Origin of the sequence: Nocardia vaccinii NBRC 15922 (assembly GCF_001613305.1) — a bacterium.
Lineage (GTDB): Bacteria > Actinomycetota > Actinomycetes > Mycobacteriales > Mycobacteriaceae > Nocardia > Nocardia vaccinii.
On the sequence record NZ_BDCC01000059.1, the window covers coordinates 58019 to 82928 of the forward strand.

General features: G+C 63.4%; 22 protein-coding genes and 1 pseudogene. 12 read left to right on the forward strand and 11 right to left on the reverse strand.

What is annotated here, in order from left to right:
• The first annotated feature begins 118 nt into the window (after positions 1–118).
• Both NV1_RS31140 and NV1_RS43990 read left to right on the forward strand, forming a co-directional pair.
• On the forward strand, positions 119–3397 hold the full coding sequence (locus NV1_RS31140; protein WP_067899545.1) for a protein kinase domain-containing protein: 3279 nt from the start codon (positions 119–121) through the stop codon (positions 3395–3397).
• A gap of 97 nt (positions 3398–3494) precedes the next feature.
• Positions 3495–3638, forward strand: a complete 144-nt coding sequence (locus NV1_RS43990) for an SAM-dependent methyltransferase (protein WP_281181924.1) — start codon at positions 3495–3497, stop codon at positions 3636–3638.
• A gap of 819 nt (positions 3639–4457) precedes the next feature.
• Here the strand turns inward: NV1_RS43990 and NV1_RS31145 are convergent.
• A complete protein-coding gene (locus NV1_RS31145) occupies positions 4458–5300 on the reverse strand; it encodes an SDR family oxidoreductase (protein WP_067899547.1) in 843 nt (280 codons plus the stop codon).
• A gap of 236 nt (positions 5301–5536) precedes the next feature.
• Here NV1_RS31145 and NV1_RS31150 point away from each other — a divergent pair, with 236 nt between their 5' ends.
• On the forward strand, positions 5537–6976 hold the full coding sequence (locus NV1_RS31150) for a TetR/AcrR family transcriptional regulator (RefSeq protein WP_169813449.1): 1440 nt from the start codon (positions 5537–5539) through the stop codon (positions 6974–6976).
• A gap of 78 nt (positions 6977–7054) precedes the next feature.
• On the opposite strand, the gene NV1_RS43995 is transcribed toward NV1_RS31150, so the two are convergent.
• Positions 7055–7207 (reverse strand): hypothetical protein, encoded by a 153-nt coding sequence (locus NV1_RS43995; RefSeq protein ID WP_218027249.1) that lies wholly within the window; start codon positions 7205–7207, stop codon positions 7055–7057.
• A 311-nt stretch (positions 7208–7518) separates the two neighbouring features.
• On the opposite strand from NV1_RS43995, the gene NV1_RS31155 reads away from it, so the two are divergent.
• Complete coding sequence (locus NV1_RS31155) at positions 7519–8169, forward strand: TetR/AcrR family transcriptional regulator (RefSeq protein ID WP_067899553.1); 651 nt, start codon at positions 7519–7521, stop codon at positions 8167–8169.
• A gap of 117 nt (positions 8170–8286) precedes the next feature.
• Here the strand turns inward: NV1_RS31155 and NV1_RS44000 are convergent, their stop codons facing one another.
• From NV1_RS44000 to NV1_RS46995, 4 genes are all read right to left on the reverse strand, one after another.
• Positions 8287–8445: a hypothetical protein gene (locus tag NV1_RS44000; RefSeq protein ID WP_157117479.1), complete on the reverse strand. Its 159-nt coding sequence runs from the start codon at positions 8443–8445 to the stop codon at positions 8287–8289.
• Positions 8446–8452: 7 nt separating this feature from the next.
• Entirely contained in the window at positions 8453–9214 is a 762-nt protein-coding gene (locus NV1_RS31160; protein WP_067899555.1) for an SDR family NAD(P)-dependent oxidoreductase, read from the reverse strand.
• A 62-nt stretch (positions 9215–9276) separates the two neighbouring features.
• Complete coding sequence (locus NV1_RS31165) at positions 9277–10230, reverse strand: SDR family NAD(P)-dependent oxidoreductase (RefSeq protein ID WP_067899674.1); 954 nt, start codon at positions 10228–10230, stop codon at positions 9277–9279.
• Positions 10231–10735: 505 nt separating this feature from the next.
• A complete protein-coding gene (locus NV1_RS46995; RefSeq protein ID WP_084526023.1) occupies positions 10736–10918 on the reverse strand; it encodes a group II intron maturase-specific domain-containing protein in 183 nt (60 codons plus the stop codon).
• Between the two features lie 285 nt (positions 10919–11203).
• Between NV1_RS46995 and NV1_RS31170 the strand changes: the two genes are divergently transcribed.
• Entirely contained in the window at positions 11204–12889 is a 1686-nt protein-coding gene (locus NV1_RS31170; RefSeq protein WP_067899676.1) for an MFS transporter, read from the forward strand.
• A gap of 358 nt (positions 12890–13247) precedes the next feature.
• On the opposite strand, the pseudogene NV1_RS44010 reads toward NV1_RS31170, so the two are convergent.
• Together NV1_RS44010 and NV1_RS47000 are read right to left on the reverse strand one after the other, a co-directional pair.
• A pseudogene (locus NV1_RS44010) lies at positions 13248–13394 on the reverse strand (CoA transferase); the annotation flags it as partial.
• A gap of 216 nt (positions 13395–13610) precedes the next feature.
• On the reverse strand, positions 13611–13859 hold the full coding sequence (locus NV1_RS47000; RefSeq protein ID WP_084526025.1) for a group II intron maturase-specific domain-containing protein: 249 nt from the start codon (positions 13857–13859) through the stop codon (positions 13611–13613).
• A gap of 172 nt (positions 13860–14031) precedes the next feature.
• On the opposite strand from NV1_RS47000, the gene NV1_RS31180 reads away from it, so the two are divergent.
• The 7 genes from NV1_RS31180 (at position 14032) to NV1_RS31210 (ending at position 21506) form a co-directional block, all read left to right on the forward strand.
• Positions 14032–15210 (forward strand): cytochrome P450, encoded by a 1179-nt coding sequence (locus NV1_RS31180; protein ID WP_067899559.1) that lies wholly within the window; start codon positions 14032–14034, stop codon positions 15208–15210.
• A 25-nt stretch (positions 15211–15235) separates the two neighbouring features.
• Positions 15236–16453, forward strand: a complete 1218-nt coding sequence (locus NV1_RS31185; protein ID WP_067899561.1) for an amidohydrolase family protein — start codon at positions 15236–15238, stop codon at positions 16451–16453.
• Between the two features lie 30 nt (positions 16454–16483).
• Positions 16484–17422, forward strand: coding sequence for an isocitrate lyase/PEP mutase family protein (locus NV1_RS31190; protein WP_084526026.1), 939 nt, complete (start codon positions 16484–16486; stop codon positions 17420–17422).
• A 61-nt stretch (positions 17423–17483) separates the two neighbouring features.
• Positions 17484–17675, forward strand: coding sequence for a ferredoxin (locus NV1_RS31195; protein WP_067899565.1), 192 nt, complete (start codon positions 17484–17486; stop codon positions 17673–17675).
• Between the two features lie 32 nt (positions 17676–17707).
• Positions 17708–18955 (forward strand): NAD(P)/FAD-dependent oxidoreductase, encoded by a 1248-nt coding sequence (locus tag NV1_RS31200; RefSeq protein WP_307630610.1) that lies wholly within the window; start codon positions 17708–17710, stop codon positions 18953–18955.
• Between the two features lie 64 nt (positions 18956–19019).
• The gene (locus NV1_RS31205; protein ID WP_067899567.1) at positions 19020–20495 is read left to right on the forward strand and encodes an aldehyde dehydrogenase family protein; all 1476 of its coding nucleotides are present in this window, start codon (positions 19020–19022) and stop codon (positions 20493–20495) included.
• A gap of 192 nt (positions 20496–20687) precedes the next feature.
• The gene (locus NV1_RS31210; protein WP_067899568.1) at positions 20688–21506 is read left to right on the forward strand and encodes a mycofactocin-coupled SDR family oxidoreductase; all 819 of its coding nucleotides are present in this window, start codon (positions 20688–20690) and stop codon (positions 21504–21506) included.
• 669 nt (positions 21507–22175) lie between these two features.
• Here the strand turns inward: NV1_RS31210 and NV1_RS31220 are convergent.
• From NV1_RS31220 to NV1_RS31230, 3 genes are all read right to left on the reverse strand, one after another.
• On the reverse strand, positions 22176–23348 hold the full coding sequence (locus NV1_RS31220; protein WP_067899573.1) for an acyl-CoA dehydrogenase family protein: 1173 nt from the start codon (positions 23346–23348) through the stop codon (positions 22176–22178).
• A gap of 10 nt (positions 23349–23358) precedes the next feature.
• Positions 23359–23700: a hypothetical protein gene (locus tag NV1_RS31225; protein ID WP_157117480.1), complete on the reverse strand. Its 342-nt coding sequence runs from the start codon at positions 23698–23700 to the stop codon at positions 23359–23361.
• A gap of 326 nt (positions 23701–24026) precedes the next feature.
• On the reverse strand, positions 24027–24857 hold the full coding sequence (locus NV1_RS31230; protein WP_245714009.1) for a PaaX family transcriptional regulator C-terminal domain-containing protein: 831 nt from the start codon (positions 24855–24857) through the stop codon (positions 24027–24029).
• Positions 24858–24910: the final 53 nt, after the last annotated feature.

Consider the following 24910-nt stretch of genomic DNA (forward strand, 5'->3'; position numbering starts at 1 on the left):
GTCCGGTGCGCCGAGTCCCCGTGCTGATCACGGCACTGCCGGTGCCGCTCGGGGATATGCTGATCCAGCGTCGCAGACATCGACGTTCGGGCAGCATTGATCGACTTTGGGCGATGGAATGGAGAGTAATGATCGGCTGAGGACTCAGCGGGCGATCGCACCACGGGTCGCCGAACAGTTGAGGAGGGCGGGATTCGACGACGCCGAGGAGATCGGACGGGGCGGGTTCGGTGTCGTGTACCGGTGCGCCGAGATCAGCCTCGATCGCGTTGTCGCTGTGAAGGTTCTGGAAACCGAATTCGACGATGACGACCGGACCCGGTTCGTCCGCGAACAGCGGGCAATGGCTCAACTGACCGGACATCCCAATATCGTCAGCGTCCTGCAGGTGGGCATCACCGACGACGGCCTGCCCTATCTGGTCATGCCCTACCACGCCCACGGCTCCCTGGAATCGCAGATCCGGCACGGAGGCGCGCTCCCGGTCGCGGCGGCGCTGCGATTGGGAGTCAAGATCGCCGGCGCACTGGCGACGGCGCATCGGCTGGGGATCGTTCACCGCGATGTGAAACCGGCCAACATCCTGTTCACCGATTACGGCGAACCCGCCCTGGCCGATTTCGGCATCGCCCACATCGCGGGCGGCTTCCACACCGCCACCGGCGCCATCACCGGATCTCCCGCCTACACCGCGCCCGAAGTGCTGTCCGGTGACAAACCGACACCCGCCTCGGACGTATACGGACTCGGCGCGACGCTGTTCACCGCCCTGTCGGGTTACGCGGCATATGAACGCCACAGCGGCGAGCAGGTGGTCGCGCAGTTCGTCCGGATCACCAGCCAGCCCGCCCCCGACCTGCGTGAGCACGGGATGGGCGAGGATGTCTCCGAGGTGGTCGAGGCGGCCATGTCAGCGGACCCGCGTCGGCGCCCGAGCGCCGAGGCGCTCGGCGAGTGGCTTCGAAAAGTCCAGGCGGCGCACAACTTTCCGGTCGACCAGATGGCACTGCACACCAACTCTCCGGCCGAGACCCGCGAACCACAGCCGGAATCCGGATCACGTCCGGAGACATTCCCGGCACATCCTGGCCGGGAGGATAATCTCCCGGTCGAGCTGACCAGTTTCATCAATCGCCGCATCGAGTTGTCCGAGGTGAAGAACCTGCTGTCCGCATCTCGGCTGGTGACGCTGACCGGGACGGGCGGTGTCGGCAAGACCCGGCTCGCGGTGCGGGCGGCGGCGAGTGTGCGGCGGGGTTTCCCCGACGGAGTTTGGCTGGTCGAACTGTGTGAGATCCAGGACGAGTCGCTGCTGATCAACGTGGTGGCAGCCACTATCGGCCTACAGGATCGTGCGCCGGACCGCTTACAGGATCTGTTGCTGGGCTTCTTCGGCCCGCGCAGGAGCCTGCTGGTCCTGGACAACTGCGAGCACGTAGTGACCGCCGCGGCCGCGCTCGCGACGACGCTGTTGCCGGCGTGCCCGGAGCTGCGGATCCTGGCCACCAGTCGTGAGTCGCTGGACGTACGCGGTGAAGCCGTGATGCGAGTGGATCCGCTGACGGCCCCGAGCCCGGATTGGGAGGCATCGCTACGCGGATTACCCAAATACGACGCCGTGTCACTGTTTGCCGAACGGGCCGCCGAAACGGTTCCGGGCTTCGAGATCTCCGAATCCAACAAGGCCGACATCGCCGGGATCTGTTCCCGGCTGGAAGGACTCCCGCTGGCGATCGAGCTCGCGGCCGCTCGACTGCGGACGATGTCGCCGGCACAGATTCTGGAGCGGTTGACCGACCGTTACGCGCTGCTGACCCGGGGCAGCCGGGACGTGCCCACGCGACAACAGACCTTGCGCTGGAGTATCGATTGGAGCTACGAGCTGTGCACCGAGGCCGAGCAACTGCTGTGGTCCCGGCTGTCGGTGTTCGCCGGCGGCTTCGAACTCGAGGCCGTCGAACGGGTGTGCCGCCCCGACTCGGTTGTCGACAACCCTCTCGATATCTTGTCTTCGCTGGTAGACAAGTCGATCGTCATCCGCGAGGAGACGAACGGTGTGGTCCGGTTCCGAATCCTCGAGACGCTGCGTGAATACGGCGCCTACAAGCTGCGTGCGCAGGGGGAATACGTGCGGCTGGGTCGTGCCCACCGCGACTGGTGCGTGCAGTTGGCGAGCGACGCCGAAGCCGCGTGGATCAGCGATCGGCAACTCGACTGGATTGAACGCCTCGACCGCGAGCAGTCGAATCTTCGCAAGGCCATCGAGTTCTGCGTGATGGACGAGAGCAAGGAGGCGGCCGATACCGGGCTGCGCATCGTCAACGCCCTCACGCAGTACTGGCTGGTTCGAGGCCGCTTCAGCGAAGCCCGGCAGTGGCTCGACCGGGTGTTGAACCACCCCGCACCGCAGTCCTCACCGGACCGCGTCGAAGCATTGTTCGCGTCCAGTTTGATGGCCGCGCTTCAGGGCGATTTGCAATTCGCGGCGGCAATGTTCAAGGAAATACGCAGGATCGCCGACCGTACAACCGACCCTCTGATCCATGCCCTCGCCGCCATGAGCGAGGCCTTCCAGGCATTGGTCCGCGGCGAACTCCCCCGCGCGTGCTCCGTTATGGAAACAGCCGTCGAAGTTCTCGAAACACTGGGCAAGACTCGTCTCCAGATCGCCGCTTCAACCATCCTCGCGCTGGCGTACCGCGACAATGGCGACCGCGCGCGATCGACGGAGCGGCTACAGCAGGTCCTTGCCGTCACCGAAGCCGCCGGGGAGACGGTGCAACGAACCCTTGCACTGTTGATCACGGCTCAGTCGCTGTGGCGGGAAGGCAGCTTGGACCGCTCGAGTCAGCTATTACGCCGGACACTGCAACTCAACCGCCGCCTGCGCAGTCCGGTCACCACTGCGGCCTGTCTGGAAACGCTGGCCTGGATCGATGTCGAACAGGGAAACCACCAGCGTGCCGCTGTCCTGCTGGGAGCCACGGAACAACTGAGTCGATCGATCGGCGGCCGCACCGCCACTTTTCCGCAAGAGGTCGATGATCACGACAAATGCGTACGGTCCGCACGGCATGGGCTCGGGGACGAACGATTCGATGCCGCGTTCCGCAGGGGATACAAGATGTCGGCGGACACCGCAGTCGCGTTTGCGCTGGGCGACCGGTCTGCCGGCGATGACTCCGGGGCAGACAGGACGACGGCATTGACCAAGCGTGAATGGCAGGTCGCGGAATTGGTTGCTCGAGGCATGACCAACAAGCAGATCGCCGCGAAGCTGGTCATCTCACAGCGAACCGCGCAAGGCCATGTGGAGCACATCCTGACCAAGCTCGGATACACCTCACGCGCACAGATCGCTGCCTGGATCGTCGAGCTCAACATGGGCAAGGACTGAGGATCAGCAACGGAAACGGCCGCCGCGGAGCGCTTCACGACCCGCGCGGCAGGGTCTTCCAGCAGGTCGCGAGGAAGGCGCGGATCTCCCACAATGCATCTTCCGAACCGCGCGAGACCTCGAGGCGATGTTCGGCGGCTTCGAACTCCTCGAACCAGGGATCGTGCCAGTGCAGGACTGGCTGGCAGATGACCTACTCGCCTCACGGTGGGTCATCCTGAGCGGAATCGGACGCATGTGAAACCGCCCGTCTCCAGCCTTCCCCGGCCACCAAACCCACGCCCGGCGGCGAGAACATTACAGCCGCATCGGCTCTCGGCATCAGAGAATAGACTGCCGTGCCCGCTGCTCTGTACGAGGGGTAGAGCAGAATTGGACAAGCGGGTCCGATTCGACCTCAGTGCGGACGCTCATTTTCGAACGACTGCTGCGGTCCATGTAGCAGCGGCTCAGTTGATCGTCCACGGATCAATGTCGTGCATGAATTCGAGCCAGGGTTGTTCGACGCGTCGCGTAGGAGTGACCGGTCCCCGATAAACGGAAACGACCGGATCTGCCACTTCCCGTCACCTTCAGCACGTTACGGCCCCACTCGTTGGGGCAATGGCCGTGTCCAGCATCGGATATCCTCCCTCATCGGATCATGGGATTGAGGTTCCGGCTTATATCAGTGTCACCGGTTGGCAGGCTCGCGTAAGCGACTCCGTCATCGCGTACCAGGTCGTGCCCGGCGACCGCGACGAACGCCAGCGCGACACCAGACAGATCTGCCGCGGCGCAGGAGCGAGGCATCGGGATGGCCGCGTTCCTCGGGTCGCTCGGCGAGCTGCTGGGGGCAGGACCGCGCCGGCGACGCGGCCGAACTGGATCGTGGCTGGAAAAAGCGCTCGAAGCTCCTCCAACACGCGGAGCCGACGCGCTTCTACCGTGATACACACGGTTCGGCCATCATGAGCGGCGCCGTCATCGCGCCGGTCAACCTCCCGCCGACGCCCCGTCAACCCGGCGGCCGGGCCGATAACGGCTACGATTCCCCGATACTCACGCCGACACTTCGTTGTCAGCGGTTACGGGCGATCTCGATCATGCCCTTCAGGCCGAGCCCGGCCTTGGTACCACCGTCGCAGAGGATGTCGACACCGGTGAGGTAGCCCGGCCGCCCGCTCGCGCAGAACGCCAGCAGCTCGGCGATCTCCTGTGGGGTGCCGAAGCGTTTGAGCGCGGCGTACTCGAGGAGCTTCGCGGAACCGCTCTTCTCCTCGAGCCGACCCATTGCTGTGTCGAAGCTGCCCGGAGATACCGACAGCACCCGGGCTCCCTTCGCGCCGAAGAACTTCGCCATCTCCCGCGAGTACCAGATCACGAAGTTCTTGCTCAGCGAGTACGCGGCCCCGGGGCGGGCGGCCTTCGGGCCCCGGTTGGCGGCCGCCGTGAGACCACGTTCGAACCGCTCGGCATCAGTCAGGGCCAGCTTGTAGGTACGTTTGGGCACAAGGATCCGCGGGGTCATATGGCCCGCGATCGAAGCCACGTTCACGAGAGCGAACCCCTCCGACGCCAGCGCCAGTGCCGCCTCCACGACCAACACCGTGCCGACCGCATTGATCCGCACGATCTTCTCAGCCGAACCCATTTGCGGACTCGCCCCCGCTGTGTGCACCACTGCCCGAACCGTGCCGAGTTCACCGGCCATCACGAACAGATCCTCGACCGAGGCCCTGTTCGTGATGTCGCAGACCACGGCCTCCGCTTCGATCCCCGACCCGTTCAGGTCCGCGACAGCCGCGTCGAGACGCTGCTTGTCCACATCCGCGATGATCACACGGTGGTCACGACCCAAGATCCTCGCGGTCGCCAGACCCATTCCACCGGCACCGCCGGTGACGATCGCAGCGGCCGACATCACAGCACCCCAACAGCGTCGGTTCGCAACCGCTCCCGGCCAAGCAGCCGCGGGGGCCGGTCCGCTCCGGTGAACTCCCATGCCTTCATTTCGGCTCCTTCATCTGCAGGACAGCGGCCACCCCATCCAAAATGACGTTGAGTACGTCTGGAGGCGGGGTCGCTCGCACGACATCGACATCAATACCTTACACATTGTATCGTTATGTGGCACGCGACCGGGAAGGACTCGATGCCATGTCAGGAAACCCCCGACGCGGGCGCCCACGCAGCGAGCAGGCCCGAAAAGCTGTCCTCGAGGCGAGCCGATCCCTGCTCGCTGAGGTCGGGTACGAGAGGATGACGATCGACGGGATCGCCTCGCGTGCTGGCGTTGGCCGCCCGACCGTCTACCGGTGGTGGAAGTCCAAGTCCGCTATCGTCGCGGAGGCCGTGCTTGCCGGCACCGTCGAGATCTCCGCCGGGTTCGGTGGCGGGAGCGGCGATCCCCGCCGCGACGTCGCCGATGCGATCCAGACGATGGCGGCCTGGTTGGCAACTGGCCCGAATGCCGCTCTGGTTCGCGCCCTGAGCGCCGCCGCCGCTGACGGCACGGACGACTCGAGGCGCATCTACGAGCGCTTCAGTGGGCCGTCCCACGCTTGGCTGGTCGAGCGGATCGACGCGTTTTCCGCGGACGTGGATGCGGACGCCGTCGCAGATGCCCTCGTAGGCGGCCTGCTCTACCGCGTGCTGGCTTGCCGACCGGTGAGCGGCGCGAATGCCCGATCCTTGGTGGACGCGGTACTCGGCCCCGCCACGGCCGGGTTCGGCCACTCCAGGACCGGGCGTCGCAGCGGGACGATCGATCACCCGACCGGCGGCACGTATAATTCTGCAGTGCCCAGCAATGACGCCGACTCGACAATCGCCCAGAGTCTCGCCGAGATGTGGCGCGTCCCGTCTGCCTCGGGTCGTGGCCGGCCTCCCAGCATCACGCTCGAGCAGATCCTTGTCGCCGCGATTGCGATCGCAGACAAAGGCGGCGCGACCGCCATCTCCATGCGTCGTCTCGCCGACGACCTGGGCGTCGCGGCCATGGCCCTCTACACCTATGTGCAGACGAAAGAGCAACTGATCTATCTGATGATCGACTACGTCCAATCCGAGATCGGCGATCTACCGCCAGCGAAAGGACCATTGCGCTCACGCCTCACCGCGATCGCCACGGCGAACTGGAACCTTTACATCGCCCACCCGTGGCTGGTCGGACTGGACATGCATCGACCACTCATCGGGCCACACCGGCTCAAGAAGATCGAGTGGGAGCTCAATGCCGCGCACGGAACGAACTACGGCGCAGAAGCTGCGATCGGTCTGATCAACGCCTTCGTGCACGGCGCAGCCCGGATCGGCATCGAGTTGGCGGACGAACCTCTGTACAGCCGTCCGAACAGGACTGAATGGCTCGCCGCTCATGAGCCCTTCATGAACCGGCTGCGCGACGCCGACGAGCATCCGTTAGCTTCAAAACTGTTTTCAACACACCGGTTCGAACAGTGGGACCCCTTCGATGCGTTCGAATTTGGCCTCGCCCGGATCCTTGACGGCCTGGCCCCGGAGGCGTCGACCACCAACGGGGCGACACGCCAGATCGCCGCGCGCAAAAATGAAATAACTACGGTCCATTCCGGATGATTCACCCAATGTAGCGATCCTGGCCGGGAAATACCTGCCGCGCTGCTCGGCCCACACCTCTCGACCGAGGACATCGCGCTAGGTTACAAGCAGTTGTCGCAGGTCGAAGGTGACTTGCGAGACAAGACCACCCTGGAACTGCAGCCCGTCCATCACCGGCTCGAAGAGCGCATCCGCCGACGTCATCCTCTGCTGGCTCGCGCTGCTGCTGGCCCGGGTCGTCGAGACCATCACCTGCGACACCTGGAACCGCAGCCAGGACCCTCCACACGCTGCACGTCGACACCTTCGAAACCGTCCAGCGCGGCCACCTTCGGCAAGCTCGACTTCGCCGCACCCGAGAAGATCATCGAACTCGGGCCGCCACCAGCAACGTCTCGACCAGCAGAAAAACAGCACCTGTCTGGACGCAGCCAGCCCAGGCGGCTTTCGGCGTTCCCCAGGTCAACCCCCGGACTCCGGGGCCAGCCCCAACATCGGCCGCGGAACGCGGGGACCACCTCAACCGGCTTCGCCGGGCCCCTACCCCGTAAGATGGCCCCATGTCTCGCAAACAGCCTGCCCTCGCCGCGGAGCTGGCCGTGGGTGGTGGTGGGCGCAGTGTGCGCGATCGTACCCGTGACCTTTTGCGTCGCGAGCTGGCCGATCAGGCCTTCGATATGTTCGTTGAGCGCGGTTTCGAGTCCACGACGATGGACGACCTCGCAGCTGGTCTCGGGTTGTCTCGAAGCACGCTGTTTCGCCTGTTCCCGACGAAGGAAGATCTCGTGCTGGGGGCGTTGCGTGAGAGAGGTGTCGAGCTTCGCGACCTGCTGGTCGCTCGCCCGTCCAGCGAGGCGCCATGGCTGGCGATCCAGAATGCATTCCTCGCGCTGTCCGATCTCCGAGAAGTCGATGTCGAGCGAGCGCTTCGAATGCTGGCCATGATCGATGAAAGTCCGGGTCTGCGCGCGCGTTACGTGGACATGCGGGAGAACTGGGTCTCCCTGTTGCTTCCGGAGATGGCACGCCGCTGCGGCGTAGCCGATGACGGCGAAGCCGATCCAGCCGCCCGGGCTATCGCCGCCGCGGCGCTTGCTTGCCTCGATGCCGCGGTCCGGTCATGGCGTCGGTCGCATGGAGTCGCCGACTTCACCGACCTGATCAACAGGTCGATGCAGGCGGTCGTCCAGGAGCCCGGCAGAGTCGGTTGAGGCGGTGGCGACATGCCGGGACCTGCGCCCGCACCAGGTCCAACCAGAGCAGTTGGCCAGCTGGATCCACGGGCACCGGCAGATCGAGAACAGCCTGCATCGGGTCCGCGATGTCACCTACGCCGAGGACACCTCGCAGGTCCGCACCGGCCACGCACCCCAGGTCGTGGCCAGTCTGCGCGACTTCGTGATCAGCGCCCACTGCCTCGTCGGCGCCACCAACATCGGCGTCGCGCTACGCCGCTGCGCCCGCAACTCCGCCCGAGCACTCGCCATCCTCGAGTCAGGCGAAGCCTGCGTATCCGCCGCCGTCGACGAGCAGTTCCAGTCCGTCGACCATGCCGGATTCGTCGGATGCCAGGTAGACGGCTGCCCAGGCGATATCGTCGGGGTCGCCGACCTTGCGTAGCGGGATCATACCGCCCATCGATTTGATCTTTTCTTCGATTGTCGTCCCGGGAATGGTCGGCTGGGTCATGATGTTTTCCCTGAACAGGGGAGTGTCGATTGCTGTCGGATGGATAGTGTTGGCCCGGATGCGGTACCCGAGAGATGCGCATTCCATTGCGAAGCATCGACTGAACTGCGCAACGGCCGCCTTGGAGGTCGAGTAACACGACTGGCTGATCACTGCTTGCTTGGCGGCCATTGAGGAGATCGTGATGACCGACGCAGTGCCGGGGCAATTGTCGCCGGAGGCCTTGAGCAAGGGGAGCATCGTCTTACAGCCGAGGAATACGCCCTCGAGATTGACGGACATCAGTTGGCGCCAGGTTGTCAGTTCGAGATCGGCGATCAGTTGGTCGTTCTCGATTCCGGCGTTGTTGACGAGGACGTCGAGTCGTCCGTGATCACTTTCGATCTGAGCGGCCAGCGCTCGCCAGGCCGATTCGTCTGAGACGTCCAGTGTCGCGACGTCCGTGGCGGTCCGGATGTCGGTTCGGATGATCGTGGCGCCTTCTTCGGTCATCCGCTGGGCTATCCGCTCCCCGATCCCTCGGCCAGCGCCGGTGACCAGCCCGATCTTCCCTGTCAGTCGATTCATGATGTCTCTCTCGCTTGATGGCTTGATTTCGCGCTCGACCGCAACGGTCGGTGTCGCTGTGCTCAGGATGGGAAAATCTGCAGGTCGGGGTGGCCGTCGAGGAGGTAGGGGTTCGTGAGTCCTGGAACTAGTTCGGTGGGTGCGACGGCGTCGATGCCGTCCAGATCCCAGCCACCTTCTCGCTCGATGGCTGTTTCGTACTTCCCAGGGCCTGGCTCCTCGATCAACCAGATGTGCCCGCCCGCCACATCGAAGCTCCGCCCGGTGATCCCTCGGGCGGCGTCGGTACACAGCCAGGCGACCATGGGGGCGACCAGTCGAGGCGGATAATACTGTTCCATCAGCTTGTATGTCTCGTCGTTCGGCATCGGGCCGAAAGTCAGGTTGAGAAGCGGGAACCATGGCTGCATGATCCGGTTGAAATCGACCATGGAGTTCCCGGCTGCGACCGGGCGGATGGCGTTAGCCCTGATACCGAAGCGTCCCAGTTCCTTAGCCGCAGTGCGGGTCAGCCCGACGACGCCCTCTTTCGCGGAGGCGTAGGCGACGAATCCGGGGTGGCCGAAACCTGAGCCGGACGCGGTGTTGACGATCGAGCTGGTCTCCTGCGCGGCCAGGTGGGGCACCGCCGCACGGATCATCGCCATGTACCCCTTGAGGTTCACGTCGAAGGTGGCGTCCCAGTCTTCCTCGGTGAAGTCCCACATGTTGCCGACGCGGAAGTCGGTGGCGTTGTTGACCAGGATGTCGAGCCGGCCGAAGTTGTCGATCGCATCTTGGACGATGTCTTCTGCGGTCGCCCACGTCGCCGACATGGTGTTGGCCACGGCGACGCCGCCTTGCTCAATTATCTCGCCCGCAACCTTCTCGGCATCGGCGCCCGCGCGAAGGCCGGTGTCGTTCACCAACACGTGCGCGCCTTGCTCCGCCAGCAGCAGGGCGTGCGCACGCCCGATGCCGCCACCTGAACCCGACACGATCGCGACTTTGCCTTCGAGGCGGCGATGCTCCGTCATGTGATCCACCTTCTGGTGAGAAGTTTTTTGGGGGAAGCGGAAAGAAAGACGAACTGAGTTCCCGCTCTGAGACCTAGTACCATAGACGCGTCTGGCGTCCTTGGCCAGAGGAAACTTCGCCCACCCGCCAGCCGGTGAGCCTTTGTCAACCGTGCTGTACGGGCAGGTCGGCACGGGTGTGGCGTGATGTGACCGTTTCGAAGTGTTGCCCTACCCGTGCGGCATGACCGTATCCAGCCGCGCCCTTGGCGTGCCCTGCACGTCGGGGCCTCCCTGCGTAAGGGTGGGGCTTACGTCGACCTGGCTTGCCGCAGTATCAAGATCGGAACCTCGACCGTCACCGATACGTCCACGAGGCCCTCGATCTGCTGGCAGCCATGGCGCTCTCGCTGGAGCAGGCGGTCGAGATTGCAAGACGCACGGCGGAAGTCACCGGCGAGGTCGGCCTCGGCGGTATCACCTCGTGATCCCCGGCTGCCTATCGCCCGGTCGGCATGGCCTCGCGCTACGACCAGGCGTTCACCAAGCATCGACGGAGGTCGGTCCAGTTCCAGCGGTGCAGCGCCATACACCAGCTGGTGATCCACCGCCACATGAAGTGGTCAAAAGGCTTCAGTGTGGTCTTGCATAACGCGTGCCGGAAGTGGGCGACCCAGCCGCGCATGATCTGATCGAGCCTGATCAGCACGGCCTCGGACCTGCTGTGATGTCCTGTTCGTCAGGTATCGACGGCGCGCTGAGGCGCAGTTCGGACTCCGTGATCGCGAACTCATGACCGGGTTTGTCAAGGGCTTAGTGTTGACAATCACATCGCAGGCCTGTTTCATTACGCCGTACGGAAACGCTCTCGCCGACCATCTGCGCGAGGGACCGTCGGCCGCTGACCGTGACGGCAATTTCGACGGCTTTGGCGATTCCGGCACTTCGGTGGACGTTCCGTCCCCGAGCAATGCTGTTGTTCTATGGAGTTCTCATGTCGACCATTTCCACGACCCCTACTCCGGACAGCGTCGACGACGACGCGAGTACCGGGCGCCTGGTCAATGCCTCACGATTACGCATCTTCACCGTACTGGCGGTGATCGTGCTGTATACGGAGGTGGCCCCGCTGCAGTTCGTCATGGTCGGCGCGGCCCTACAGAAGATGACGAAAACGTTCCCGACCGTGGGCGCCAACCTGAGCTGGACCATCATCATCATGACCATCGTCGGCGCGTCCGCAACGCCGCTGCTGGGCAAGATGGGCGATGTCTGGGGCAAGAAACGAATATTTCTGACCTGCGGGTTGTTCTTCGTTGCGGGCTGCCTGATCGATGCGTTGACGACCAACTGGACTTTGTTCCTGGTCGGCCGCGGCCTCCAGGCTTTCGCCATCGCCACGCAGATGATCTCTTACGGGCTGATCCGAGACCTGTTGCCGCGCAAGTACATTCCGGTAGCGGTAGGCCTCACTGCCACCGGACTGGGCTTCTCTGGGGTACTCGGGCCGATCATCGGCGGGCTCCTTGTCGACCACTTCGAGTGGCACGCGATGTTCTGGTTCCTCGGCATCTACACCTTGGTCATGACCCCGCTGATCATGCTCATCGTTCCGGAGTCCAAGCTGAGGGTCAAAGAACGCATCGACCCCCTCGGCGCGGTGCTGTTGGCTGCCGGGGCGGCACTGACCCTGCTCTACCTCGACAAAGGACAGGACTGGGGCTGGAGCCGACCGTCGGCGTTCGGATGGCTGATCGGCGGACTCGCGCTGCTCGCGCTTTTTTTCATCGTCGAAACCAGGGTGTCACGCCCGATTATCGACATGAGACTCCTGCTGCACCCGGCGGTCGGACTCACTTTGATCATGGCGTTCTTCGGGACCTTCATCCAAGCGATGCAGACCTACGCCATGGGTTACATGACCCAAACCCCCAACGCCGCACAGCTGAGCACAACCGTCGCGCAAGGGGTGGCCGCAGAAGCCCACAAGGCAGCGGGAGTGACCATGCCGGTCTCGTTGATCCGCGTGGTGCTCGACCCGCGCTACACCTATGGCAGCGGCTTCACGCTGCTGCAATATGCCGTGCACATCAGCATCATCGCCGGTGGTGTCGCCATGGTTTTCGGACCGTTGGGCGGTCTGTTGGCGCGACGCATCGGAGCCCGCATCCCCGCGATCATCTCGCTGATCGTCATGGTCGGCGCGGGAATCGGCTATGCGACCGTTCCCTACAGCTGGCAGGCGTACGCCGTTCTCGCCGCGATATTCGGGATCGGGGCCGGGTTCTTCTACGCTTCCGCACCGATCCTCATGGTCGACGCCGTGCCGCAGGAGCAGCAGGGCATCAGTCTCGGCATGTTCGGCGTTCTCACCAGCATCGGCGCCGGCACCGGCATCGCCATTACCAGTGCGCTGCTGAACAACAACCCGATCAACGCGCATATCAGCGTGATGGGTCACTCCATCACGCAGCCCATTCCCCAGGTCTTCGGAGACCGTGGATGGAGCGACTCGTTCTGGGCGATGTCCGCCTGCGCTGCCGTCGCACTCGTGGTCGCGGTCGTCATGCGCCACGGCCGCACTCCTTCGACCGGCGGAGCAGTCAGGTTGGAAGTCACCGCGGTGGGCGCCTCGAGCGCCACCGGCGTCATCGAAACCGTGGACACCGAGCCGAACTGACTGCCCGCGTAGTTGGCGAGCCTTGATCCACCCGTCATAGAGCGGGTGCGGCGGTGGCCTGTCTATCCGGGCAGCCACCGCCGCATCGCGCGCCGAGTCGTCAACGACCGTTGTCGGTTGCTCGTGGCCGGCACGCCGCTGCGACTCCGGCAACGATGCCCGACAGCAGCTCGTCGAGTTGCGTAGCTTTCTTGATTGTGCGATTCCCTGTGGTGAAACCGACCATGACGCCGTTGATGAAGGAAATTGTCGCGAAGGTCTGCTCGTCGACCAGTGCGCGCGATGCAGTCTGAGGTACTTCTCGGAATTCTCGCGAAAAACCGACGACAGTTCGGGATCGCGGGTGCTGTGTTGTCCAAAGCCCGGCCACATCCGCGAAGCGGGGATCCGCGGCCGCCTGCGGTAGCCCCAGGTGTTCGAAGGTGTCGCGGAGATAGTTCGACGGGCTGACGATGCACAGATTGATCACACCACCGTCAGAGGTTCGATAGTTGCCGGTGAAGGGACGGGTGCGGCGTGGTGCCGATCGCTGAACCCGGCGTGCGATTCTCACCGCACCGGGGCCTCCACTATCTCTGCCTTCAGGCGTGGTTGAGGCGCCAGGAGGCAGAGATAGTGTTGCCGCGGTAGCGATATCGGGTGACCGGCACCGACACCGTGGCGAAGAGGTCGATCCCGCCGTCGAGAGTCGTCTCCACCGTCCGTCGTGGTCGGTGAAGCATCAACGGAGGTCGGTCCAGTTACAGTGGTGCGGCACTATACACCAGCTGGTGATCCGCCGCCGCATGAAGTGGTCAAGGGGCTTCAGCGTGGTCTTGCATGCCATGTGCCGGAGGTAGGCGACCCAGCCGCCCATGATCTGATCGAGCCTAATCAGCACGGCCCTTGGACCTGCTGTGATGTCCTGTTCGTCAGGTGTCGACGGCGCGCTGAGGCGCAGTTCGGACCCTCGTGATCGCGAACTCATCATCAGGTTGACGAAGGCTTAGTGTTGACAATCACACTGCGGGCCTGATTTCATTACGCCGTACGGAAACGCTCTCGCCGACCATCTGCGCGAGGGACCGTCGGCCACTGACCGTGACGGCAATTTCGACGGCTTTGGCGATTCCGGCCGATACGAGCAACCTGAGGAGCCAAGTGTGCTGACTGAATACCCTTTGCAGTCACCGGATTTCTACGCTGGCGATCCGTTCCCCGTCTACCGCGAGCTGCGGAAGTCTTCGCCGGTACACTGGACGGAGGCGAACGGCGGATTTTGGTCTGTGCTTCGCTATGACGACATCAAGTATGTAGCCTCCCACCCGGAGCTGTTCACGTCCACGAAGGGTGTGAGCATTCCGGATCCGGCAGTCCCGGACGCTTCCTCCCCAGGGGCGCTGATCATGACTGACCCGCCCCGACACGTCGCGATGCGCAAGATCGTCTCGAAGGGATTCACGCCCAAGCGTGTCGCGGACCTGGAAGGAGACGTCAGGGCGATCGTGGGTGAGATCCTCGATGCTGCCGATGTGACCACCACGGTGGAGTTTGCCCGAGATATCGTCGCGCCCATCCCGACACGCATCATTGCCAGCATTCTCGGCGCACCGCCTGAGGACTGGGAGCAGTTCAAGGCGTGGTCGGATGCGGCGGTGGGCGGCGCGGACCCGGACATCACCTTATCCGTGCCCGAGGCGTCGGCCTTGCTGTTCTCCTACTTCGGGAAGCTGATTTCCGACCGCAAGGAAGAGCCGCGGAAAGATTTGATCTCGATCCTATTGGCGGCTGAGATCGACGGAGAAGGATTGTCGGAGCAGGAGCTGAATATGTTCCTGTGGCTGCTACTGATCGCGGGCAACGAAACGACCCGCAACTTGATCTCAGCGGGGACCTACACGCTGATGAACCATCCCGAGCAGCGTCAGATGCTTGTCGATGATCCTTCGTTGATTCCGAACGCCGTGGAGGAGATGCTGCGATTCGTCACGCCGGTCACGCATATGGTGCGCGTAGCGAACGAGCGGACGATGCTGCGCGGGAAGACGATCGAGAAGGATCAGGTCGTGGTGATGCTGTATGGCTCTGCCAATCGCGACGAAGACGTCTTTGGCGACAACGCCGAGGAGTTCGACATCACGCGCTTCCCGAACCCGCATCTCGCGTTCGGCACGGGTGAGCACTCCTGCCTAGGACTGTCGCTGGCTCGACTCGAGGCCAAGGTGTTCTTCGAGGAATTCTTAGCGCGCTTTCCGCAGGCCGTACAGGCGGGTGAAGTTACTCGACTGCGCTCCACGATGGTGCCCGGCCTGAAAACATTTCCCGTCCGGCTCGCTGGCTGACTGCATATCGAGATAGGAAACAGTTATGACTGCAACGCACGAACGCATCGAACTTCTGCCGGACCCAGCACCGCGAGATGTCGAGTACACCCTGATCTCGGTGGACGATCACCTTGTCGAGCCGGCGGACATGTTCGACGGTCGGATGCCGGCCAAGTTCGCCGACCGGGCCCCGAAAGTCGTCGTCCAAGACGACGAGACCGAGCCATGGTTTTACGAGGGAGTGATGCTGCCTCAGGCCGGTTCCAACGCCGTGGTCGGCCAGGTGGACCGCTCGAAGGTGCACGACCCGATGACCTTCGACGACATGCGACCGGGCTGCTACCGCGTCAAGGACCGCATCCGGGACATGGACATCAACGGCGTGTGGGCCTCGGCGAACTTTCCCTCGATCATCAGCGGGTTCTGCGGCCGGATCTTCTCCACTTCGAAGGATCAGGAACTCGGACTCGCGGTCACCCGGGCGTGGAATGACTGGATGGCCGAGGAGTGGTATGGGCCGTATCCGGACCGGATCATTCCGATCGGCATCACCTGGCTAACCGACCCGGCGATCGGCGCTGCGGAGATCGAGCGCAACGCAGCGCGCGGGTTTCGTTCCGTCACGCTGCCCGAGCAACCGCACCGGCTCGGCTTCCCGTCGTTTCACTCCGGGTACTGGGACCCGATCTTCCGGGCGTGTGAGGAAACGGACACGGTCGTCAGCCTGCACGTCGGATCGTCAGGGTTGAATCCCATTGCGCCCGATGCGCCGCCGACCGTGAGCACCGTATTGTTCCCGGTGACATCCATGGAGGCGTGCGTGGATCTGGTGTGGTCCGGGCTTCCCATCCGCTTTCCCAAGCTGAAGATCGTAATGGCCGAAGGTGGCATCGGCTGGGTGCCGATGGTGCTCGACCGACTCGACTACATCGTGGACCACGCCGGCGGTCCGAGCTACGGATACTGGTACTGGGCAGATGTGACCAAAGGCGTCGACATCTCCGCGTCGGAGGTATTGCGCCGCAATTTCTTCTTCGCCGTCCTCGACGACAAGTCCACGCTTGACATCCGACACCACATCGGCATCGACAACATCATGGCCGAAGTCGACTACCCCCACGGGGACTCGACCTGGCCCGACAGTCAGAGCCACTTCGTCAGCATTCTCGACAAGTATCCGGTCGAAGATATCCGCAAGATCACTCACGAGAACGCGGCTCGCGTCTTCCGTCATCCGCTGCCGACGATCTCCAAGCCTTGACATCTCCCAGACTATGAAGGCGGCGAACCCATGACATCAGGTTCCAGTCCCGAAGTTGCCCCTCGCGCAACGACCCAGCTACGCGCTCACCTGGCCGCGGGCACAGTCAGCGCAGCGGGGTGCTTCGACGCCCTTTCGGCGCGCCTAGCAGAGTACGTCGGATTCGAGGCTCTACACCTGAGCGGGTCAGGTGTTGAGTCCGCACTGCTCGGCGCACCCGACATGGGCATCACCACCTTGACCGAGTTGACCGACGTGGTCGCCAGAATCTCGTCGGCCACTCGCGTCCCGCTGATCTGCGACATAGATACGGGCTTCGGCGGGGTGCACAACGTCCAGCGCACGATCCGCGAGATGATCCGCGCCGGCGCCGCTGGAGTCCATATCGAAGACCAGATCGTGCCCAAGCGCAGCCCGTTCGTTGCCGGCCGAACGCTGCTTCCACGGGAGCAGGCCAGCCAGCGGGTGGCGGCCGCCGTAGCGGCACGCACCGATCCAGATTTCGTGATCGTCGCACGCACGGACGCCGACGAAATATCCATCGCCGAACTGATCGAGCGCAGCAATCTCTACCTCGAGGCCGGCGCCGACTGCGCCTTTCCGATGTTGACCAAGTACAAGGGCGAAATGATTGGCAGTTTTCCGCTGGCCGAACAGCTCGAGGTCTGCGAAACATTGACTCGCGAGATCGCGGGTCCGGTGATGATGATGGCCGGTTTCGCAAGCGACAACATGCCGAACACCCAACAGATGGCTGATACCGGTGCCGCGATCGTCATTCTTCCGATCGCAGCACTGTCGGCGGCCTCGAACGCCATGCTGTCCGTGCTGCGCGAATTGCATGAAAAAGGCACTGTCACCGACTACTTCAGGGCGCATCCAGAGAACGAAGAGCTCGCGATGGGCGGCATCTACAACCTCGTCGGGCTGCCGGCCTACCTCGACGTCGAGAGGCGTTTCGGAGTGTAATTCCGACCGGCAATCCTGACATGTACATCGACAAAGAAAAAGAAATGGAGGCGGCATCGCCATGAAGATTATGCTCGATCGGGAGAAGTGCACAGGGATCGGAATCTGTGAGGCCTTCGTCCCAAAGGTCTTCGAGGTCAACGACGATGGCGACCTCGAGCTGCTCAGCGACACCGTACCCGCTGGCATGGAGCATGCCGTGACGCAAGCGATCGAGGGTTGCCCTACGCAGGCCCTCAGCCTCGAGGCCTGACCTACGTGACCACACATGTCGAACACCTCGTTGTGGTCGGTGCCTCGCTGGCCGGCGTACGCGCCGTCGAAGCAGCCCGAAAGGCGGGCTTCCGCGGGAAGGTTACCCTGGTCGGCGACGAGCGTCACGCGCCGTATGACCGCCCGCCGCTGTCGAAGGCCCTGCTACAGCCAGGAACCACCGTCGAGGCACCGGTGCTGCGCAGCGAAGCGTCACTGCGGGACGACTTGGACGTGTGCGTCCGGCTCGGGATTCGGGCAACCGGATTGGACTCTCGAGCCCGAGTGCTCGGAGTCGGGACGCAAGAGATCGCTTACGACGCCCTCGTGGTCGCCACGGGTGCCGCGGCGCATCAGATCCCAGGCAGTGAGCACCTGGCCGGGGTGCACACATTGCGGACTCTCGACGACGCGCGCGCTGTGCGCGCTGGTCTGGATGACCACGCACGAACCGTCGTGGTGGGTGCGGGATTCATTGGATCGGAGGTCGCCTCCGCAGCGCGCAAACGTGGCCTGAACGTGACCATCGTCGAAACTCAACCAACGCCACTGGTCCGCGCTGTCGGTCGCGAACTCGGTGCCGCATGCTCGCTGCTCCACGTGCGCAACGGGACGGACCTGCGCTGTGGTGTCGCGGTCGCCGCCATCGAAGGCGACGCCCGGGTCGAACGTGTTCGACTCACGGACGGGACCACGATCGAAGCAGATCTCGTCGTCATCGGCATCGGCGCGTCTCCGTGCACTGGTTGGCTCTCTGGTTCGGGCCTCGAACTGGAGGACGGTGTGCTGTGCGATGACACGCTGCGTTCCAGCGTCGCGAGTGTCTATGCCGCCGGTGACGTTGCGCGCTGGCACAACCCGCTGTTCAGCAGCCGAATGCGCATCGAGCACTGGACGAGTGCTGCCGAGCAGGGAGCCCACGCCGCCCGCAACGCCATCGGCCACACTCCTGCTGAACCATATTCAACGGTGCCGTACTTCTGGTCGGATTGGTACGGATCGCGCATCCAGTTCGTCGGAGTCGCGTCCGGCGACGCCTACGAAGTCGTATCCGGCGATCTGAACAGCGATCACTTCGTCGCTCTGTATCGCCGCGGCGACAAACTGGGCGGGACCCTGACCCTCAACGGCCAGCGGCACATCATGAAGTACCGTCGTCTTCTCGCCGAAGGAGCGTCGTTTGCTGAAGCCCTCGACTTCGGCAAGACGATGGCGCGCGAGCACACAGGAACGGCGCGACGGGTGCCGACCGTGGCCGATCCCGTCGAAAACGCGTCGTGAGATCTCCAACACCAACTCTGTCTACCAGCCTGCGGCGGCCAGCCGCGCTGCACGAGGAGAAGTAATGACCAGCACGCTAACCGACAACGCTCGGTTCCTACTCTACATCAATGGGAAATGGGTCGAGTCCGACGCAGACGAGCGCCTTCACGTAATCAACCCTGCTACCGGCGCCGCACTCGGCTGGGTCCCCCAGGCCAGCCGGACGGATGTCATCCGCGCAATCGAAGCCGCACGAGAAGCGTTCGATGTCGGTCCGTGGCCGCGCATGAGCCCTACCGAACGTAGCGCAGTTCTGGTGCGGATGGCCGACATCATGCAGCGTCGGATCGCGGAAATCGTCGAACTCAACATCAGCGAGACAGGGTGCCCGCGGATGTTGTCGGGGCAAGTCCAGGTGCAGACCCCGATCAACATGTTCCGGCACATCGTCGAACACGTGCTGCTGCGATTCGACTTCATGAACGCAGAACTACCGACCGTCGGTCAAACCGTCAGCCAGGGCGTGACGATCTTCGAGCCAATCGGTGTCGCCGCATTGATCTCGGCATACAACTATCCGTTCTGGATCAACCTCGTGAAGGTGGCCCCAGCCTTGGCAGCTGGGTGCACCGCTATCCTGAAGCCGTCACCAGACACGCCGCTTGAAGCTTTCATCATCGCCGAGATCGCGGAAGAAGCCGGCTTGCCGCCCGGTGTGCTCAACGTCGTGACCGGAGATGTCGACGCCAGCATCGAACTGACCTCCCACGCCGGCGTCGACATGATCAGTTTCACCGGCTCCGACGTGGTAGGCCGTAAGGTGATGGCCCAGGCCGCGCCGACCCTGAAAAAGGTAATCCTCGAACTCGGGGGGAAGTCGGCAAGCATCGTATTCGCCGATGCCGACTTGGATGCGGCAACGGTCGACGCCCTTGGCAACTGGGTCGCCCACGCCGGGCAGGGATGCGCGATGACGAAACGAGTCCTTGTGCAGCAGGAGATTTTCGAGGAGATGGTACAACGGTTGTCCATCGCGAGCGAGCACGCCAAGGTCGGCGATCCAACCGACTCCAGCGTGCTCGTCGGCCCAATGATCAACGAGGTACAGCGTGAGTTCGTTGAGCGGATGGTCGGGGTCGGGACCGACGAGGGAGCGACCCTTGTACGGGGCGGGGGTCGGCCCGAGGGAGTCGACTCCGGGTTCTTCATCGAGCCGGCACTGTTCACCGGCACCAACGACATGGCGATCGCGCGGACCGAGATTTTCGGCCCGGTGACCATCTTGATTCCATTCCAGGACGAAGCTGACGCGATCCGAATTGCGAACGACTCAGCATACGGTCTGAGCGGCGGCGTATGGTCCCGAGACGTCGCCAAGGCGTATCGCGTCGCGACGCAGCTCCGAACGGGCGAAGTTCTCATCAACGGTGGTGGCGGCAACATCAGCATGTACGGGCCGTTCGGCGGAATAAAGCAAAGCGGACTCGGCCGCGAACGGGGCGAGCTAGGAATGCGCGAGTTCCTCGAAGTCAAAAAGATCTGCTGGGGCGTCAGATGATGGCTAGCGATTCAATGCCACGGTTCACGTGCGAGCAAGACTCTTCCGTACGGAATGGATCCGCGGCCAACCGCGTCCCTCTTTCGACCACGGAACCGGGCCCAATCTGACGCCTTCGCGACGTCGGCGCTTGTCGTCCGGGCACCGGACGACTCATGAATTATCCAATCTAAATCTAAGGAGACACTCGGAATGACTGGACGTATGGAGGGTAAGGTCGCGCTCATTACCGGCGCGGCGCGGGGGCAAGGCCGCAGCCATGCTGTCAGACTCGCGCAGGAGGGCGCCGACATCATCGCCGTCGATATCTGCAAGAGCATACGCAACGTCCCCTACCGAGGTGCGACCCCGGAAGACCTCGAGCAGACCGTGAAAGAGGTCGAGGCGCTGGGCCGACGCATCGTAGCCAGCGAGGCTGACGTACGTGACGCGTCGGAGATGAAGGAGCTGGTCGCAAGGGGCGTCGACGAATTGGGACGAATCGATGTTGCCGTAGCCAACGCCGGCATCTCGATCATGGCAGCGTGGGACAAAGTGAGCCAAGAAGTATGGCAAGACACCATAGATATTAATCTGACCGGCGCCTGGAACACGATCCAGGCGGTAGCGCCTCAACTTGTAGCGCAAGGCACCGGAGGTTCGATCGTCCTCATTAGCTCTTCTGCCGGACTGAAGGCAATGCCCTTCCTGTCGCACTACACCGCCAGCAAGCACGGGGTGACTGGTCTCGGCAGGGCATTCGCCGGCGAGCTGGCGCGTCACAACATTCGCGTCAACAGCGTGCACCCTTGCGGCGTGGAAACCGAGATGATCTCCGACGAGGCGAACGCCGCGTGCATCGCCGGGCTGCAAGATAATCCAAAGATCGGCGGCATGATGGTCAACATGCTCGACGTGTTCTCGGTGAAGCCAGTCGAAATTAGCAACGCGGTGCTGTTCCTGGCCTCGGACGAAAGCCGCTACATTACCGGTCTGGCCATGTCCGTCGATGCCGGGTGTGTGCAATTCTAGTGCCACTGCCGCGCAGTTAGGGACCCGATCAATAACACGCAATCTGTTCGGCTTCGGTTGTGCCAGTGGTGTATTGGCTGACTGCAGTGGAGCCGGCGAGGGTGGTCCCGGTCGGGTGGACGGTGTGTCCGACCGGGTCGAGCAGGGGCCGGACCTGCTGAATCGTCTTGTGCGGTTTGGTGGGTGACGGCGAACAGTGTGGCGAGGGCGCGTTGGCGTGTGGCGAACCGCAGGTGCAGCAGGGTGATCGCGAGGCGGTCGTCGAGGGTGAGGACGGATTTGCGGCCGGTTCCGGGTGCTGTCTGCCAGGCGCCGCCGCGCCGCTGGTGCAGCTGGGTTTCGCGCTGGGCGTGGCGTCACGGTCAGTTTTTCGATGAGCGTTCCACTGTGGTAGGACGGGAAAGCGGTTCTCACTCGACGCGATCTCGGCGATCTCGCCGCATCGAACTACGGACATACTTTTCAGTATGTGGTCGGCGGCCTTCTTTCCGCGCTCCTCGTTCCGGCCGATGAGAACCAAACCGTGGCCTCCGGCCTGTGCGAAAGCCGTCGCCGTGGCAAGACTGACGCCTGGAGTGCCTCTCGTCACTACGATTTTCGACTCGCTGAAGCCGAAGCCGTCCGCGGGGCCGTCGTCGATCGACGTCCGCGTCGGTGCGGGAAATCAAATCATAGTTTTCTCCGCCTCTCGTAGGGAATGAAATCTGTGCCGTATTTCTCGCGCATGATGATTATTTTCTGTATCTGTGCCGTGCCGTCCGCTATTTCGACCGACATGACGTCGCGCAGGCGTTGCTCGAAGGGTAGTTCCTGCGAGTATCCGTAGTTGCCGTGTAATAACAGGCATTCCTTGACAGCCGCGCTCGCTACGAGGGGTCCGTACCACTTGGCCATCGCGGCCTCCGCCGTGTGCGGAAGCCCCAGGGTCCGCTTTTCCAGGGCGGAATAGCAGATCAGCCGCGCGGCCTCGAGTTTGGTCAGGTGTTCGGCCATCGGAAACGAGACGCCCTCGAACTTGGCCAGTACGGTGCCGAACGCGGTGCGCTGTCGAACGTACTGCGCGGTCTCGTCGAGGGCGGCCTGGGCCGTGCCGATTCCGGTCAGTGCGAGCAGTGGGCGCGTGAAGTCGAACCCGTTGAGTACTCGTGAAAATGCGCGGCCCTCGGCGCCGATCAGGTTGGCAGCGGGAATCTCGACGTCGTCGAGGTGCAGAACGCCACGGCCGAGAATGCCCCAGCCCGTGTCCGGGACGACCGACTTCACGATGCCGGAACTGTCGAGCGGAAGGAGAAAAGCCGAAACTCCCACGTCGACGCCGTCTCGAACGGTCCGCGCGGCGACGATAATCGCCTCAGCGTTGCTGAGCATGGTCACCGACGTCTTCTCGCCGTTGACGACGTATCCGTCCGTTGTGGCGCGCGCGGTCGTCTTGATATTCGCCGCATCGGATCCCGTGCCGGGTTCGGTCAAGCCGAAGGCGACGAAAGTCTCCCCGGAAACCAAACGCGGAAGCCACTGCTCGCCGAGCGCGTCGGACCCGTGCTGCCGAATCAGCGTGCTCATCAGCATCACCGGAATCGCGACATTGGCGACATTGAAGTCCGCATACGCCAGTTCCTCGACCGCGATGCCGGCGGCGACGAAATCCTCCCGCTCGAGCGGGTTGTACGGTTCTCCCGCCAGCAGGCCGTAGATACCCAGAGCCGCGATTTCTTGGTGCAGTGTCCAGGGAAACTCTGTGGACTTGGCGCGGGCAAGATATCCGGGTGCCAGCCGTTTGGTTGCGAAGGTGCGCACGGCATCTCGGATGGCGTCGTGGTCAGAATTGGATTGTGATGTCATGGATGGCCTCTCATGTCAAGGTTGGTGCGGGTTCGAGTTCGGTACCGGCCGGGCCGGCCGCGGACCGATGCTGCGGCGCCAGGGGGTAGGTACTGATCGCACCCAGCACGCAGATCAGTAGGCGCAGGGAAGGAATCGACATCAGTCCCGTGCTCGAGTTCTCCAGCGCGACGGCGGCAATTGGGGTCAACCCGCCGAGCACTCCAGCCATTTGAATGCCGAAAGATCCTGCGGTACAGCGTATCTCGGCGAAAGGTCCTGCGGTCACGAATGTCTGGAAGGCGCCGTTGATCATCGCGTGGCTACAACCTGCGATGGCCAGCATGAGCTCGTTGGCGGGCGTCGTCGTCATACGGTCTCCTCGGCAGGTCCGCGAGCAGAACGAGGTCAATGGACATATGGAATGACCGAAAACTCAGGCCTGGGTGTGGTCAAGTTTTCTTCCTCTCGCTGGGTTCAGGGCGCGGCGCGGCGGCCTGTTCGAATCGGCCATCTGCTCGAACGGCCTTGTCCTGATATGAATTTCATTCGAGCGCCGTTGTGAGCGCTCATGCGGAAGGATGCGTGCCCGGCGCGTTGCAACGGGGATGTGACCAGCCTCGCACCATCCATGATGGCGTGAGATTATACAGAAATCAATATCTAGATACGAAAAATGTACAAGATAGTCGGGAGGAGTCAGTTCGGGGCCGATTCTTCGAGGATCTCCGCCCACCGAGCAAACGCCGGTTCGGCCCACTTCTCGCGCAGGGTGCGAATCCTCGCCGCACCGGCACGTCCTATCCACTCGGGGAGCAAGGCCTCGGGTAGGAAGGGGTCGATGCGCATCAGATGTTGCTGTCGGTTGAGCAGTTCGAGGTAGGCGATCAGTAGTTCGTCGCTATCGCGAGGTTCCGGGCGGTTGTCCAGATCCGTCAGAAGCACCTCGTAGTAGTGCGCGGGTTCGGTGAGATCCCAGGCCTTCTGGACGATTTCGTGGGCGTGCATCCCGGCTCGGTGCAGCGAGCCGATCACCGCAAGTGCGGAATGCTCGAGCTGCAGGCTGTGTACCAGCTCGGTCAGTTCATCGCCGCGTTCGAAGTGCGGTGTGACCCATAGCCCCGGAATCGGATTGCCCATGCCGAGCCAGGACAAGCCGCCGTAGAGGCGTTTTCGGATCGCGCCGCGCTGGTTCGGTACGGTGACGAACAGCATCAGCCATCGGCCGTCCCAGGTCGGGGTGCCGGACAGGTAGGCGTTCGAGCGCCGGATGCCGTCGGCGGCGAGGGTCAAGCCGCGCTGTGCGATTCGCCAGCGCACCGCACGTCCGTCCCGCTCGCGGGCAACCCAGTCCGCGGCCGCGGCACGCGCCAGCACCTGTCGGGCCGCGTGTTCCTCGACGCCGAGGCCGCCCAGCACTCGCAGAATCGCGGTCGTCCATGCCGGTTCCGCCGGCGGAAACATGAACTCTCCGACGATGGTCATCAGCAGGGATCGGGCGCTCGGTGAAGGAAGGTCGATCTCGGCCACGGCTCGAATTGTCGCAGGCTGGATGGTGTCGACGGCCGCGTGGTCCGCTGAAC